8 protein-coding genes are annotated in these 14,214 nt (G+C 66.3%); all 8 read left to right on the top strand.

Annotation, left to right across the window (positions count from 1 at the left end; all coding sequences use genetic code 11):
• Window positions 1-89: 89 nt before the first annotated feature.
• Entirely contained in the window at window positions 90-866 is a 777-nt protein-coding gene (locus tag EKG36_RS08470; protein ID WP_126483026.1) for a heparinase II/III family protein, read from the top strand.
• A gap of 163 nt (window positions 867-1,029) precedes the next feature.
• Window positions 1,030-2,460, top strand: a complete 1,431-nt coding sequence (locus EKG36_RS08465; RefSeq protein ID WP_126483024.1) for a glycosyltransferase family 4 protein — start codon at window positions 1,030-1,032, stop codon at window positions 2,458-2,460.
• A gap of 58 nt (window positions 2,461-2,518) precedes the next feature.
• On the top strand, window positions 2,519-4,405 hold the full coding sequence (gene glmS / locus EKG36_RS08460) for a glutamine--fructose-6-phosphate transaminase (isomerizing) (protein WP_126483022.1): 1,887 nt from the start codon (window positions 2,519-2,521) through the stop codon (window positions 4,403-4,405).
• Window positions 4,406-4,535: 130 nt separating this feature from the next.
• Window positions 4,536-5,621, top strand: a complete 1,086-nt coding sequence (locus EKG36_RS08455; RefSeq protein ID WP_126483020.1) for a helix-turn-helix domain-containing protein — start codon at window positions 4,536-4,538, stop codon at window positions 5,619-5,621.
• Complete coding sequence (locus tag EKG36_RS08450; protein WP_126483018.1) at window positions 5,609-6,118, top strand: PIN domain-containing protein; 510 nt, start codon at window positions 5,609-5,611, stop codon at window positions 6,116-6,118. The genes EKG36_RS08455 and EKG36_RS08450 overlap by 13 nt, the downstream gene beginning before the upstream one ends.
• Before the next feature lie 166 nt (window positions 6,119-6,284).
• Window positions 6,285-9,488, top strand: a complete 3,204-nt coding sequence (locus tag EKG36_RS08445; RefSeq protein ID WP_126483016.1) for a glycosyltransferase — start codon at window positions 6,285-6,287, stop codon at window positions 9,486-9,488.
• Window positions 9,485-11,794 carry a glycosyltransferase family 2 protein gene (locus EKG36_RS08440; RefSeq protein ID WP_126483014.1) on the top strand — a complete coding sequence of 770 codons (2,310 nt, stop codon included), beginning with the start codon at window positions 9,485-9,487 and terminating at the stop codon, window positions 11,792-11,794. The genes EKG36_RS08445 and EKG36_RS08440 overlap by 4 nt, the downstream gene beginning before the upstream one ends.
• Window positions 11,795-11,892: 98 nt before the next feature.
• Entirely contained in the window at window positions 11,893-14,148 is a 2,256-nt protein-coding gene (locus EKG36_RS08435) for a glycosyltransferase family 2 protein (protein WP_126483012.1), read from the top strand.
• Window positions 14,149-14,214: the final 66 nt, after the last annotated feature.

The raw sequence follows: 14,214 nt of genomic DNA, 5'->3' as shown, positions 1-14,214 counted from the left end.
TCCGAAACCTCAGCTTGCCAGAAATCGTGCACCTGAATCCCGAGCGGGTCCCGATGTCACAGGCATCAGGATTTTAAAGAGCCGAAGTCATTTCATGTGCCAACTATGTTGACAGGCTCCGACACAAGCATGCGGATTGTTTATCGCTCGTATGGCAGGAAAATAGTCGGTATCTTCTGTATGATTCCGGGAAGTACGGCTACCAAAAGAGTAACTGGCGTGATTACTTTCGTAGTACTCGCGCCCATAACACTGTCGAGGTGGATGGCTATAATTCTAGTCGCCAGAAACGCGATGCCTATGGCAGCGCCATCCAGCATGTCGGCACCTGCGATGGAGGTTGGCTGCTGGTCGGCAGGGTGTCTCATGCCCGCCTGAAGATGACCCACCAGCGCGTGGTCTACTACCGCCCCGGGGTTGGTGTGGAGGTGTTGGATATCATCCGTAATGATCAGCCCCAGCGCTTGCGTGACTTTCGCTGGTGGTGGCATATCGGCCCTGATACCACGCCGTTGGAGTTGTCGCCTGTGGGGGCGCGCTTCGAGGATGCCAGCGACCAGCAGCGGTTGACGCTCCAAGTGGAATCGACCCTGGAGCGTGCCCCTAGGGCGTGCTCACACCATGGCCAGCGCGAGCCGCGCTTGGCGGGCTGGTACTCCCCCGGGTATCTCGAGGCCCAACCCTCTCAGGCGGTGTCGTTTCACTTTCAAGCCCAGGAACCGCGGTTTGCAGTGGTAAGTCGCTGGGGGTTAGGCGAACAGGACGCTCAGACGGCTGTCTTGCGTATCGAGCAGGGCAAGCTGCAGGTCGCCAGTGAGGCGCTGTACCAGGCGTTGAGCGAGCTTCTGGAGCATGGATTTATATGATTTTATCTGCGCCTATAGAAATAACAAATAATATTCTTTTTTGGTGGAGAGCCCCGTGAAAGAGTCGACTTTTCCCATCAATGCAGATGGAATCAATCGGGGACAGACCCTCAAATCTCGACCCTCACTTCTCGATAACTAATCACCGAGTGCCAGCACCCACATGCATCTCCTGATCCCCGTCTTCTTCAACGCTCCACACGGTGGTCTGCACGAGAACGTGCGGGCCACCGTGCAGTTCATGCTTTCGCGTAGGCACCGAGTTACGGTGGTGTGCCGCCCAGGGCCTTTCGCCGAGCAGCTGCGAGAGTGTGGGGCCGGTGTCATCGAGACGGATTACCAGGTGGGCGCATTTGCTGACGCTTTTTCTGCGATTCAGACTCTGCATGAGAAACAACCATTTGACCTGGTTCACGCCCATCCCTTTGCTTCCCGGCAGTTGGGCGTAATGGTTTCCCGGATACTGGGCTTACCCTGCATGGTGACCATGCATGGCCAGTATCCAGATGCGCTGCCCTCGCAGATTGATCACCTCGATGCCGTGTTCACGGTTTCCGAGGGCATTCGCCATTATCTGCTGACGGAAGGCGGTGTGGAACATCCGGAAAAACTCCATGTTGTTCCCAACACCCCGGATGCCAAACTGTTCAAGGCGGTGCGCGTGGAGCCAGTGCCCGAAACCGCCGGCAAGGTGGTGGTGTCGCTGGTGACACGGCTGGACCAGGACAAGGCGTTTATTCTCGAGGTGTTCTACCAGGCCGTGGCACATGCCGCCGAACACTACCCCGGGCGGTTCCACTGGCAAGTGGTGGGCCAGGGCACGCTACAGGAGGCTTTCGCCGAACGGGTGGAAGCGCTGCGCGGCGAGAATTCCGTTTCCTATACTGGCTGGCTGCATGGCGAAGCGCTGCGTGATGCCTACTGCCAGAGCGATGCGGTGATTGCGCCGGGGCGCTGCACCCTGGAGTCGATGAGCTGTGGCATCCCGACCATTGCCCTGGGCAGCAAGGGCTATAACGGCCTGGTGGATGGCGAGACCTGGCAGCAGGGGGTATTCAGCAACTTCGGTGGGGTGGGCGAGAAGCACGAAGGCTATCAGCAGGGCGCGGTGGAGCGGGACCTTGACCGGCTGATGCGCTCCCGGGCCGAGCGTCGCCGGCTGGGCCGCTTCGGTCGTCAGGTGGTGCGCCAGTGCTTCAACGAGCTGGAGATGAACCGGCGGTTATTGGGTTGCTATCGCCTTGTAGTGGCTGCGTATAAAGCCGCCCCACGGCCTAGAGTGCCAGCGGAGGCATTTCTGGAGCTACGCCTGCAGGGGCTGGAGACCTCCCGCCCACGCCCAGACCTGTTGGTGCTGGAGCATCGCTGCAAACAGCCGGAAACACTCCGCTTCGCCTGGTATCTCATCCGTGATGGCGAAGTGATCGAGAGATTTATGTATCAGCCCGAGCCGAGGCGCGAAATCTTGCTACCAGGGCCTGGACGGTATCGGGTCCGCTGCTTTGTGCAGGATGAACACACGCGGCGAATTTCATTTGTTGGCGCGGAGGCGGTAGTAGCGCCTGAAATCGCCGAGATGTCGGACCACCGATAAATCGGGCTTCTGCCACTCACCGCTCACTTTTAACCCCTCACTCATCACCGGACCGATTATGTGTGGAATTGTCGGCGCCATCGGCGCAATGGAATGCACTCCCTTCCTGCTGGAAGGACTCAAGACACTGGAATACCGTGGCTATGACTCCGCCGGGCTGGCGGTGTTGTCCGAGAATGGCTCGCTTGCCCGGTCTCGGGCCAAGGGACGGGTGTCGGAACTGGAAGCCCGAGTAGCCGAGCAGGGCCTGACCGGCCAGGTGGGCATCGCCCACACGCGCTGGGCCACCCATGGCGTGCCGGCGGAGCGCAATGCCCACCCGCATGTCTCCGCGGGCCTGGCGGTGGTGCACAACGGCATCATCGAGAACCATGAGTCGCTACGCAGGCAGCTGGAGGCGCTCGGCTACGCCTTCACCTCGGATACCGATACCGAGACCATCGCCCATCTGGTGCAGGCGTGCCTGGCCGGGGGCAACGACTTTGCCCGGGAACCGGCGGCGGACCTGTTCGCGGCGGTGCGTCTGGCGGTGGCCCACCTGGTCGGCGCCTATGCGCTGGCGGTGGTCCACGAGGCGGAGCCAGGCGGTACCGAAGAACCGTGCCTGGTGGTGGCCCGGGAAGGGTCGCCATTGATGCTGGGTGTGGGCGAGCAGGGCCACTATGCCGCCTCGGATGCCTCGGCGCTGCTCTCGGTCACCCGGCGCATGATCTACCTGGAAAACGGCGATGTGGGCCGGCTGACCCGTGAGGCCATCGAGTTGGTCGATGGCCAGGGCGTGCCGGTGGAACGCGAGGTGGTCACCTCCCACCTCAATGCCGATGCGGTGGAGCTGGGCGACTATCGCCATTTCATGCAGAAGGAGATCTTCGAGCAGCCCCAGGCGCTCGGCAACACCCTGGAGATGATCGGCGGGGCGAGCCGCCTGTCGCCCGGCATCCTCGGCGCCGACGCGGCGGGGATCCTCGCGCAGGTGAACTCGGTGTTGATCCTGGCCTGCGGCACCTCCAGCTATGCGGGCATGACGGCGCGCTACTGGATCGAGGCGCTGGCCGGGATGCCCTGCAACGTCGAGCTGGCCAGCGAGTATCGCTATCGCACATCCATCGCCAACCCCGACCAGCTGGTGGTGGTGATCTCCCAGTCCGGCGAGACCGCCGACACCCTGGCCGCCCTGCAGCATGCCAAGGGGCTGGGGCATCGGCATACCCTGGCGATCTGCAACGTGCCGGAATCGGCCATCGTGCGCGAGACGGCGCTGCGCTTCATCACTCGGGCCGGCCCGGAGATCGGCGTGGCCTCCACCAAGGCGTTTACCACTCAGCTTTCCGCGCTGTTCCTGCTGACCCTGTTGCTGGCCAAGCGGCATGGCGCCATGGCCGGGGAGGGAGCCGACGATACCCGCGAGCGGGCCTACCTCGCCGAGCTGCGCCACCTGCCGGTGGCGGTGGAGAAGGTGCTGGCCCTGGAGCCGCAGATCCGTGACTGGGCCCAGCGCTTCGCCGACAAGCAGCATGCGCTCTTCCTGGGGCGCGGGCACCACTATCCCATCGCCCTGGAGGGGGCGCTCAAGCTCAAGGAGATCTCCTACATCCATGCCGAGGCCTATCCCGCCGGCGAGCTCAAGCACGGCCCGCTCGCGCTGGTGGATGCCGAGATGCCGGTGGTGGTGGTGGCGCCCAATGACGAGCTGCTCGACAAGCTGAAGGCCAACATGCAGGAGGTCAGCGCTCGGGGCGGTGAGCTCTACGTGTTCGCCGATGGCTGCAGCCAGATGGCCGAGAGCGAGGGGGTGCATATCCTTCGCCTGCCCGAGCACTATGGCGTGCTGTCGCCGGTGCTGCATGTGGTGGCCCAGCAGCTGCTGGCCTACCATGTGGCGCTCGTGAAGGGCACCGACGTGGACAAGCCGCGCAACCTGGCCAAGAGCGTGACCGTCGAGTAGTGAGGCGTGAGCGCGCTTGGCGCTGGATCCCGGGCTGTCGTTGAGGAGGCCCTTTGGTGCTGCTGATTTTCCACACGTGAGTTTACTTTTTGTATAGAATGATATGAAAAGTAAACTAGGGGGCGCCACCATGCTGGGGCAACGCATTCACCAGGCGCGCCTTGCTGCTGGCCTGACGCTTGAGGCGTTGGGCCAGCAGCTGGGCGTTTCCAAGGCAGCGGTTCAGAAGTACGAGAAGGGGTCGGTGACCCCCGACTCTTCGAAGCTGCTTAAGATCGCCAGGGCGTGCGGGGTACGCACTGAGTATTTCTTTCGCCAGCAGACGGTACAGCTGGCGGACGTCGAGTTTCGCAAGAACCATGCTTTTGGCGTGAAGCGGGCGGAGGCCGTCCAGATCCGCGTGGCGGAGATGGTCGAGAAGCGTATCGAGCTGCTGAATGCCTTCCCCGAGTCGCCCATTACACGATTTTCGGTGCCTGAGGTTGTCCCCCAGCAGCTTGCCGAGCTGGAAGAAGTCGAAGCGGTCACGGATGGCGTTCGCCGTGCGTGGTCGCTGGGCCTGAACCCGATTGGTGATCTGACCGATACGCTCGAAACTCTCGGGTTGTTGATTCTTGCGGTCGATGTGGACCATAAGGCGTTTTCCGGCATGACGGCCACGGCGATGGCGGCAGATGGCCAGCAGTATCCGGTGGTTGCGGTGTCATCTCACTGGCCCGGCGATCGTCAGCGCTTTACGCTCGCCCACGAGCTGGCTCATGTGCTGCTGGCAGGCCGCTTGGCAGATGATCTCGATGAGGAGAAGGTTTGCGACCGCTTTGCCGGCGCGTTCTTGGCACCACAAGCGGCGGTGACCCATGAGCTCGGCGAGAAGCGCCACCGCCTGGAGCCACGGGAGCTATACCGGCTGAAGCATGAATACGGCCTCTCCATGCGGGGCTGGGCGATTCGTGCCCTGCAATGTGGGATCATCCCCTACGCTCACTTTCAGTCGCTGATGAAGCTGTTCTCCACTCGTGGGTGGAACCGGAACGAGCCGGGGGAGTCGTTGGCGACGGAGACTCCGCAGCTGTTTGAGCAGCTAGTGTATCGAGCGCTGGCCGAGCAACTGATCTCGGAGGCAAAAGCGGCTGAGTTACTCGGCATTCCGCGGATGCAGTTCTATCGTGAACGCTGGATGGAGCCGCTGGATGGAGCCGCTGGATGCTGCTGCTAATCAGTGATGCCAATATCATCATCGACCTGGAGGCTGGTGAGATACTGGATACGCTCTTCCAGCTCCCATATCACTTCGCGATGCCGGATATTCTCTACGAAGAGGAGATCGAGGAGGGCAGCCCCCATCTGATCGCAATGGGCCTCAAGATGCTGGTGGTCAGCGGCGAATATGTGGAGTACGCGGCAAGGCTCGGTGAGCAGTACGGCGATGAGCCGGGATTCAACGACCGGCTTGCCTTGGCTTTGGCCAAGCAGGAGTCCTGCCCGCTTGTGACCGGGGACGGAAACCTCCGCATGCTGGCGGCCAAAGAGGAGGCTGATGTGCGAGGTACATTATGGATTTTCTCTGAGGTGATTGAATTCGGATTGTTGACGCAGCAGCAAGCGTTGACGGCGCTACACAGGATGAAACAACGGGGCAGGCGGTTACCTTGGAAAGATGCCGAGAAAACGATTCTGCGGGCGGCCTACAACACCAAACAGATGATTACTTGAAGGCATGGCATCGAATGTGAAATGGTCGCATCCCCCTCTCTGCCGATGCGGTGGCGCAGGGCGAGCACCGACGTGGACAAGCCGCGTAACCTGGCCAAGAGCGTGACGGTGGAATGAGCAAGACACGCGTTATGGGAGACACCCGCAGTGGGCCGGAGCCGTTAGCATGAACGGAAGGCGGCGGATCAAGGCCGCCTGGCGCCGCTGGCGGGGCCGACGGCCAACGGGCCCCGGTCCCGCCGGCGAGCAACGGCTGGTTGCGGCGTCGACGCTCTTCGATGCCGACTGGTATCGTCGCCAGCCGGGCGTGGCGGGTGATCCCCTGGCCGCGCGCAACCCGGTCGGCCACTACCTGGCCCGGGGGGCCGCCGCCGGCCTGGCACCGGGCCCGGGGTTCGACGGGGTCTGGTATCTCGCCCAGTATCCGGATGTGGCCGAGGCGGGGCTCAACCCGCTGGTGCACTATCTTCGCCATGGCCGGGCCGAGGGCCGCCTGCCCCGCTGCAACCGGGCGCTGGCCTGGGAGCATCACCTATGGCGCGGCGCCGAGGCGGTGATGGTGCCGCGGCTGGAAACCCTGCGCCGGGCCGAGGCGGCCAGCGTCGAGGAGCGCCAGCAGGCGGCCTGGGCCCTGGCGCGCTGGTGGGCCTGGCGAGCGGAATGGCCCAGGGTGGTCGAGTGCCTGCTGCCGGCAGGGCGATTGATCACGCAGCCCGGGCATATCGGGCCGGCGCTGTTGGCGGTGGAGGCGCTGTGCCGGTCGTCGGTCGCCGCCGGTGCGGGGCGTTCGGCAGCCCGCTCCGGTGTCGACGAGGCAGCGGCGTGGTTGCCGATGGTGCTGGCCGATCTCGATCGGCGCTTTCCGGCGCGGGCGGATACGGCGCTGGCCCATGCCAATGCCGCGGAGGATGATGCCGAACGGCTGGGTTGGATCAATCGGATGTGGCAGGCGCAGGGGCTACTGCCCATCACGCACCGGGTGCCTGGCCGGTCGCTGACCCTCGACAACCTGGCGCCTGGTACGCCCCACGCCTCACGCCTCACGCCTCACTCCTCACAATTCACTCCTCACCATTCCTCACTCACTGCTGACCCTTCCCCCCTGGTCAGCGTGATCCTGCCGGTCTATAACGCCGCCGACAGCGTCGCCACGGCGCTGCGCAGCCTGTTCGCCCAGGCCTGGCCGGCACTGGAGCTGCTGGTGGTGGACGATGCCAGCACGGACGCGACCTGGCGGGTATTGCAGGCCCTCGAGGCGGAGTGCCCCGCCCACATGCGGATGCGCGTGTTTCGCCACGCGGTCAACGGCGGGGCCTATGCGGCGCGCAACACGGGCCTCATGGAGGCCGCGGGGGTGCTGATCACCACCCACGACAGCGATGACTGGTCGCATCCCGAGAAGCTCGCCCGTCAGGTCGAGGCGCTGCAGGCGGCGCCCGAGGCCATGGCGAGCCTGTCGCACTGGGTGCGGGCCACCCCGGCCCTGCGCTTCCACCGCTGGCGGGTGGAGGAGGAGGGCTGGGTGTACCGCAATATCTCCTCCTTGATGGTGCGCCGCGAGGCGGTCGAGCGGCTTGGCGTCTGGGACGAGGTCACCGTCAATGCCGACACCGAGTACCATGAGCGGCTGCTGGCGGTCTTCGGCGAGTCGGCCGTGGTCGAGGCGCTGCCCGGAGTGCCGCTGGCCGTCGGGCGGGCGGATGGCGGCTCGCTCAGCCAGCAGGGCACGACCCATCTGGTCACTCAGTTCACCGGGGTGCGCCAGGCTTACATGGCCGCCGCCCGGCGCTGGCACGCGGCGGCCGAGCGTCCGGCGGACCTGCACCTGCCGTATCGAGCGCCCTGGCGACCCTTCGCCGCCCCGGCGGCGCTCTGCCGCCAGGCACTGCCGGTGCGTTTTTCGCACTCGCTGGATGTGTTGGAAGCTTCGGGGCTGTTCGACTCCGGCTGGTACCTGCGTACCCACCTCGACCTGCAGGAGGTGGCCATCGAGCCGCTGGCCCACTACTGGCAGGCCGGCAGCGCCGAGGGGCGCGACCCGGGGCCGCACTTCAGCGCGTCCGGCTATCGCTACGCTTATCCCGACGTGGCCGAGCAGGGCGTCGAGCCCCTCTGGCACTACCTGAGCCGGGGGCGGCGCGAGGGATATGCGCCCTGGCCGCTCTTCCCGGGGCGAGCCACCCGCCGGCCCGGCGCGCGCACCGTGCTGCTGTGCGCCCATCAGGCCGGCGAGAGGCTCTACGGGGCGGAGCGCAGCCTGCTGGACGTGCTCAGGGCGATGCGTCGACTCGGCTGGAACGTGGTCGTCAGCCTGCCGTCAGCCGTCAACGGGGCCTATCTTGAGGCCCTCCAGGAGGCGGCGCTGGCGGTGGCGGTGCTGCCCTATGGCTGGTGGCAGCAGGGGCGCACGCCCGAGCCCGCGACCCTGCGCCATTTCCGCGGGCTGATCCAGCGCTTCTCGATCGACGCGGTGCATGCCAATACCCTGGTGCTGGAGGAGCCGCTGGTCGCCGCTCGCGAATGCGGAGTTCCGGCGCTGATGCACGTGCGGGAACTGCCCGAGCACGACCGCGCCCTGTGCGAGACGCTCAATGCCCAGCCCGACCACCTGCGTGACCGGGTTCTGGACCTGGCGGATGGGGGCATCGCCACGTCTCGCTGCGTGGCGGACTGGCTGTTGGCCGGGGGCGCGGCGACGGGCCGGGTGGCGATCGTTGCCAATACCATCGAGATGGCGCCGCTGCTGGCACTGCCGGCGCGAAGAGAGCCGGCGAGCCTCACGGTGGGCATGCTCAGCAGCAACCTGCCCAAGAAGGGCCTCGCGGACCTGGAGGTCATGGCGCGCCATCTGGCGTCTCTGGCCCCGCAGGTGGATATCGCCCTGTATGGCCCGCGGACCCCGGCGCTTGAGGCCCTGCTGGCCCGCCAGGCCCGCGGCCTGGCGCCGGCCAACCTGGTCGATCGCGGCTATGTCGCGTCACCGGCCGACGCGCTGGCCGAGCTGGATCTCGTCGTCAACCTGTCGCGCTTCCAGGAGGCCTTCGGTCGCACCGTGCTGGAGGCGATGGCCGCGGCGCGGCCGGTGGTCGGCTACGCCTGGGGCGCGCTGCCGGAACTGGTGGAGGAGGGCGTGACCGGCCTGCTGGTGCCGCTCGGTGACGCCGAGGCCGCCGCCCGAAGCGTGGCCGAACTGGCGCAGGATGCCGCCCGACGTACCCGCATGGGAGAGGCGGGGCGCCGCCGGGCGCAAGAGCGCTTCGGCGAGGCCGCCATGGCCTCGGCCCTGCACCAGGCCTATGAGGCCCTGTTGCCCTGTGCGGCCCCCGCGGCCGGTGCCGCCACCCCAACCAGAGAAAGGAGACCGGCGTGAAGCTTGCCGTGGCCGCAATCGTCAAGAACGAGGCGGATTGCCTCCCCGAGTGGCTGGCCTATCACCGGCTGGTGGGTGCCAGCCATTTCCTGATCGCTGACAACTCCAGCACCGACGGCACCCGAGAGCTGCTGGCCGAACGCGCCGGGCGGGGCGAGCTGACGCTGCTCGATGTGCCCACCGCGGGCAGGGCGCCGCCCCAGTTGGGGGCCTATGACCGCCTGCTGGCGGCTTGTCCGCAGGACATCGACGTGCTGGCCTTCATCGATGCCGACGAGTTCCTGCTGCCGATGGCCGAGGCGGGTACATCCCCGTCAGGCGAGCCATCGGGGCCCTCGCTGTTGCCCTGGCTCGAGACGCGCTTCGCCGACGACAGCGTGGGGGCCGTGGTGCTCAACTGGGCCTGCTTCGGCTCTGCCGGTGAGGTGTTTCGCGAGGAAGGGCTGGTCACCGAGCGCTTTACCCGCCGCGCGAGTATGTCCTTCGGGCCCAATCGCCATTACAAGAGCCTGGTGCGGCCTGGATGGGTGGCGGGCTTCGACAACCCCCATCACGTGAGGCTCAGCCGTGGCCGCCACGTCGACGCGCGGGGCGACCCCCTGCGCTTCCGCCAGGATCGCGAGGGACGCGAGCGCCGTGGCCTGAGCGAGGCGGTGGTGTGGGAAGGGGCGCGGGTCAACCACTATATCGTCAAGTCGGTGGAGGAGTTCCTGGCCGGCAAGTCGAAGCGGGGCAGCGCCGCCAAGGCGGGATACGTGAAAGGGCGGCAGTACTTCGAGCGCCATGATCGCAACGACGAGGTCTGCGAGCGAGCGGCATCACTGGCGCCCCGCCTCAAGGCCGCCATGGCAGCGCCCGGGGAGGCGTCGTCCCCGCGGGCCAGGGCGCCGGAGTGGCCTCTCGGTGTGATGCGTCGCCTGAGCCGGAGAGTGCGTGAGGCGGTGGGGCCGACGGACGCCGCACCGGTGCACCGCTGGGCGCTCGACTACCCGTCCGACCAGCGTGAGCCCTGGTGCCTGGCGTCCGGCCGCGTCGTTCAGGGCTGGGTGCTGTTGCCAGCCGAGATGGCCGAGGCGGCGTCGCGTCTGCGCATCGTGGCCCGCTGGCTGCCCGAGCACGAGGTGCGCCATCCCCTCGAGATCAAGCGGCCGGACGTGATCGAGGCGGTGCTCAACGAGCGGCCCGAGGGGCATCCGCAACTGCACTGCGGTTTTCGCTTCACCGTTCCGCCGCGGCTGGCGCATTTTCATCTCGAGCTGCTGCTGGAGGATCGATGCTGGCCGCTGCAGGAGGTGAGATGCCAGCCGGCGCAGGCCGACGCGGCCGGCTCGCTCAAGGTGATCGAGGGCCGCTCGGGCTGGCTGTTCCTGGACAACGACACCAACGCCAGCGTGGATCAGTACCGGGGGCGGGTGCATCTCACGTCACGGGGGCTCATGGCCTGGCAGGCGTATCTGAGCGGACTCGGGCGGCTGGCGGAGACGGTCGGCTGTCCCTGGGCGATGCTGGTGGCGCCCGCCAAGGAAACCGTGATGGGCCCCCGCTATCATCCCCAGGTGCAGGGCCAGAGCCAGCCGATCGACCAGCTGCTGGCCCTGCCCGAGGCGGCCGGCGTCGTCCATCCCGTGGCGGCGCTGCAGGCGCTGGGGGATGACGCCTTCATTCGCACGGATACCCACTGGACGCAGCGCGGTGCCATGGCGGCAAGCGTCGAGCTGGCCGCCTCGCTGGGGCTCGCCCGGCCGTCGGTCGAGCCGGTCTTCGCCGGGGATCGCTATCGGACGCGCGCCATGGGAGGCGACCTGGGCAACAAGCTGACGCCGCGCCAGACCTGCGAGGCGGCGATGCTCAGGTCGTTCAGCCACCTCAAGTACCGGGTGTACGACAATGGCCTGCCCAACTTCGGCCGCCTGCTGGTCATCGAGTATCCCGAAGCGCTCATGGAGGGCACCTGCCTGATCTTCGGCTCGTCCTCCACCAGCTCCATGTTCCATTTCCTGAGCCGGCTGTTCCGTCGGGTCATCTTCATCCATAGCGCGGGCAATCTCGATCCCGCAGTGGTGGAGGCGACGCGGCCCGATTACCTGGTGGTGCAGACCAACGCGCGCTTCCTGGTGCAGGTGCCCGCGCTCGACCAGTCACTGTCGGGGATGATTCGCGACAAGGTGGCCCGGTTGAGTGTCGCGGAGCGTGAACGGGTCGACGAACGCCGTCTCATGGCCGAGCCTTCCCGTCTCGAGGCCTGGGGGCTGGCGGCCTGGGAACGGACCCTGGAAGAACGCCTGCCGGCCCGACGTAATGCCTGAATAGCGGGGATTTCTCGCGTAAGTCTCGCCCCTGACGGGAAATATCGACTGGTATTCTCGTTTCCATGCCCATAGAACCAGATTCGTATCGAGTGTCCATGTCTCCCCCCCTGAGCCATCCCGCCAAGCCCTGGCAACTCCATCTCCGTCACCCGGCCTCGCTGTTGCCGGAGCGCCATCTCGAGCGGGGGGATGGCGAAGAGTGGCAGGTCACGGGAAGCGAGGCGGCGTTTCGCTGGCAAGGACGACTGCCGCTCCCCGGCTGGAACATGATCGAGATCGCCGGCGAGCGCTCCGTCACCGGCGTGGCGGCGAGCCTGACCTTCGAGACGCCACGCGGGACAACGACGGTCGAATTGCCCTTGCGAGCCGGCAAGGTCACCAAGCGGCTGGTCCGCGTGCCCTTCGACACGCGACGCATTGTCTTTTGCCCGATGAATGCCCGGGGGCGGTTTCGTCTGACCCACTTTCGCTGCGTCTGGCTGACCCCCTGGTTCGCCCATGACCGGCTGCTGCAGCGTCTGACCCATAGCCATCGGCACTACCGGGGGCGGACCAAGCACGAGGTCAGGCGTGACCTCCGGGCACGTGCCCGACAGGCGAAGCGCGCCTGGACGGCGCTGGCGATGGAGGACTACGAGACGACCTTCGTGAGCCTGTGCTCGAAGCACAATTATCGGCAGTGGATCGAGCAGGTGGAAATGCCCCGTCGACAGGACGACCGGACGGAGCCCGCCGCCGTGGTCGAGCGGCAGGACCTGCCGCGGATCAGCCTGTTGTTGCCGGTCACCTCGGACGACCCGGCGGAACTCGAGGCGCGCCTGGCGACGCTGTCTTGTCAGACCCATGGCCGCTGGCAGGCCTGCGTCATCCTGGCGACGTCATTGAGTCCCGAGGCGCGGGACGCCGTGGCCAGGCGGGTGGCGTCAGAGCCGCGTGTCCAGTGGATCGAGGCGACCCCGGACAACGGCGGGGCGATGCTGAACGCCGGTCTCGCGGCCTGCGACGGCGAGCTGGTGGCGGTGCTCACTCGGGGAGATCGGTTGAGCAGTGATGCCCTGCATCGGCTCGCCCTGGCCTTCGGCCAACGTCCGGAGCTCGGCCTGCTCTATGCCGATGAGGATCGCCTGGATGCCAACGGGCGGCGGCATACGCCCAACTTCAAGCCCGGATGGAACCCCGACCTGCTCCTCTCGCGAGCCTACCTTGGGCACATGGCATGTGTCGCGCGCCGGACGCTGGAGGCGCTGGGCGGCTTCCCGGCCGAGCCGGGACAGACCGACGGGCAGGCCATGATGCACGCGACGGCGCTGCGTTTCCTGGCGACATTCGGTCGCAATGCCGGCCGCCGGGTGACCCACCTGCCCTGGATTCTGCTGCACCGCTGCAGCGATGACCTCGTGGAAGCGGACCCTCGGGTCGTCAACCGGGTGCAGGCCTACCTGGATGCCGAGGCCCCCGAGGCGCGGGCCCACCTCGGGCTGCTGCCGGGCAGCGTGCGAGTGTGCTGGCCGATTCCCCGGCCCGCCCCCCTGGTCAGCCTGCTGGTGCCGACCCGCGACGGCGTGGAGATTCTCAGGCCCTGCGTGGATGCCATCCTCGAGCGGACCGCCTATCGGCATTTCGAGCTGCTGATCCTGGACAATCAGAGCGACTGCCCGGAGACGCTGGCCTACATGGCCGAGGTGGAGGCGCGGGATGCGAGGGTGCGCGTGCTGCGCTGGAACCACCCCTTCAACTACTCGGCGATCAATAACTTCGGTGCGAGCCAAGCCCGTGGCGAGCTCCTGGGGCTGGTCAACAACGACATCGAGCCGATCAACAGCGACTGGTTGACCGAGATGGTCGGCCAGGCAGGCCGGCCGGAGATCGGCTGCGTGGGGGCCAAGCTCTATTATCCCAACGGGACGATTCAGCATGGCGGCGTGATTCTCGGGCTGGGCAGCATCGCCGGTCACGGCCATCGCTTCTTCCAGCGCGACGAGGAGGGCTTTCAGGGGCGGCTGAAGCTGACCCAGAACCTCTCGGCGGTCACGGCGGCCTGCCTCCTGCTGCGGCGGAGCGTCTTCGAGGAAGTGGGCGGGCTGAACGAGGCCGATCTGGCGGTGGCGTATAACGATGTCGATCTCTGCCTCAAGGTGCGCGAGGCGGGCTATCGCAACCTGTGGACACCGCATGCCGAGCTTTACCATCACGAGTCGGTGTCCCGGGGCGCCGATGATACCCCGAAGAAGCGCGCCCGATGGCTGGCGGAATGTGATTATATGCGCCGCACCTGGGAGGAGCAGCTCGACAATGACCCGGCCTACAACCCCAACCTGACATTGGTGCACGAGGATTTTTCGCTACGCTGAACCCGGCGGCGCCGGGAGCGGTAAGCCGTAAGCTTCAAGCGGTAAAAGGGGGGCATCGAGCGTCCT

Source organism: Halomonas nitroreducens, assembly GCF_003966155.1.
Taxonomy (GTDB): Bacteria; Pseudomonadota; Gammaproteobacteria; order Pseudomonadales; family Halomonadaceae; genus Halomonas; species Halomonas nitroreducens.
The sequence above is the reverse complement of the archived record's forward strand: the minus strand, read 5'-3'. Positions and strand labels throughout refer to the sequence as shown.

Bases quoted from the DNA above. Each gene is read 5' to 3' on its own strand.
- EKG36_RS08465 (WP_126483024.1), top strand. From the start codon at position 1,030: ATGCATCTCCTGATCCCCGTCTTCTTCAACGCTCCACACGGTGGTCTG.
- glmS (WP_126483022.1), top strand. From the start codon at position 2,519: ATGTGTGGAATTGTCGGCGCCATCGGCGCAATGGAATGCACTCCCTTC.
- EKG36_RS08455 (WP_126483020.1), top strand. From the start codon at position 4,536: ATGCTGGGGCAACGCATTCACCAGGCGCGCCTTGCTGCTGGCCTGACG.
- EKG36_RS08450 (WP_126483018.1), top strand. From the start codon at position 5,609: ATGCTGCTGCTAATCAGTGATGCCAATATCATCATCGACCTGGAGGCT.
- EKG36_RS08445 (WP_126483016.1), top strand. From the start codon at position 6,285: ATGAACGGAAGGCGGCGGATCAAGGCCGCCTGGCGCCGCTGGCGGGGC.
- EKG36_RS08435 (WP_126483012.1), top strand. From the start codon at position 11,893: ATGTCTCCCCCCCTGAGCCATCCCGCCAAGCCCTGGCAACTCCATCTC.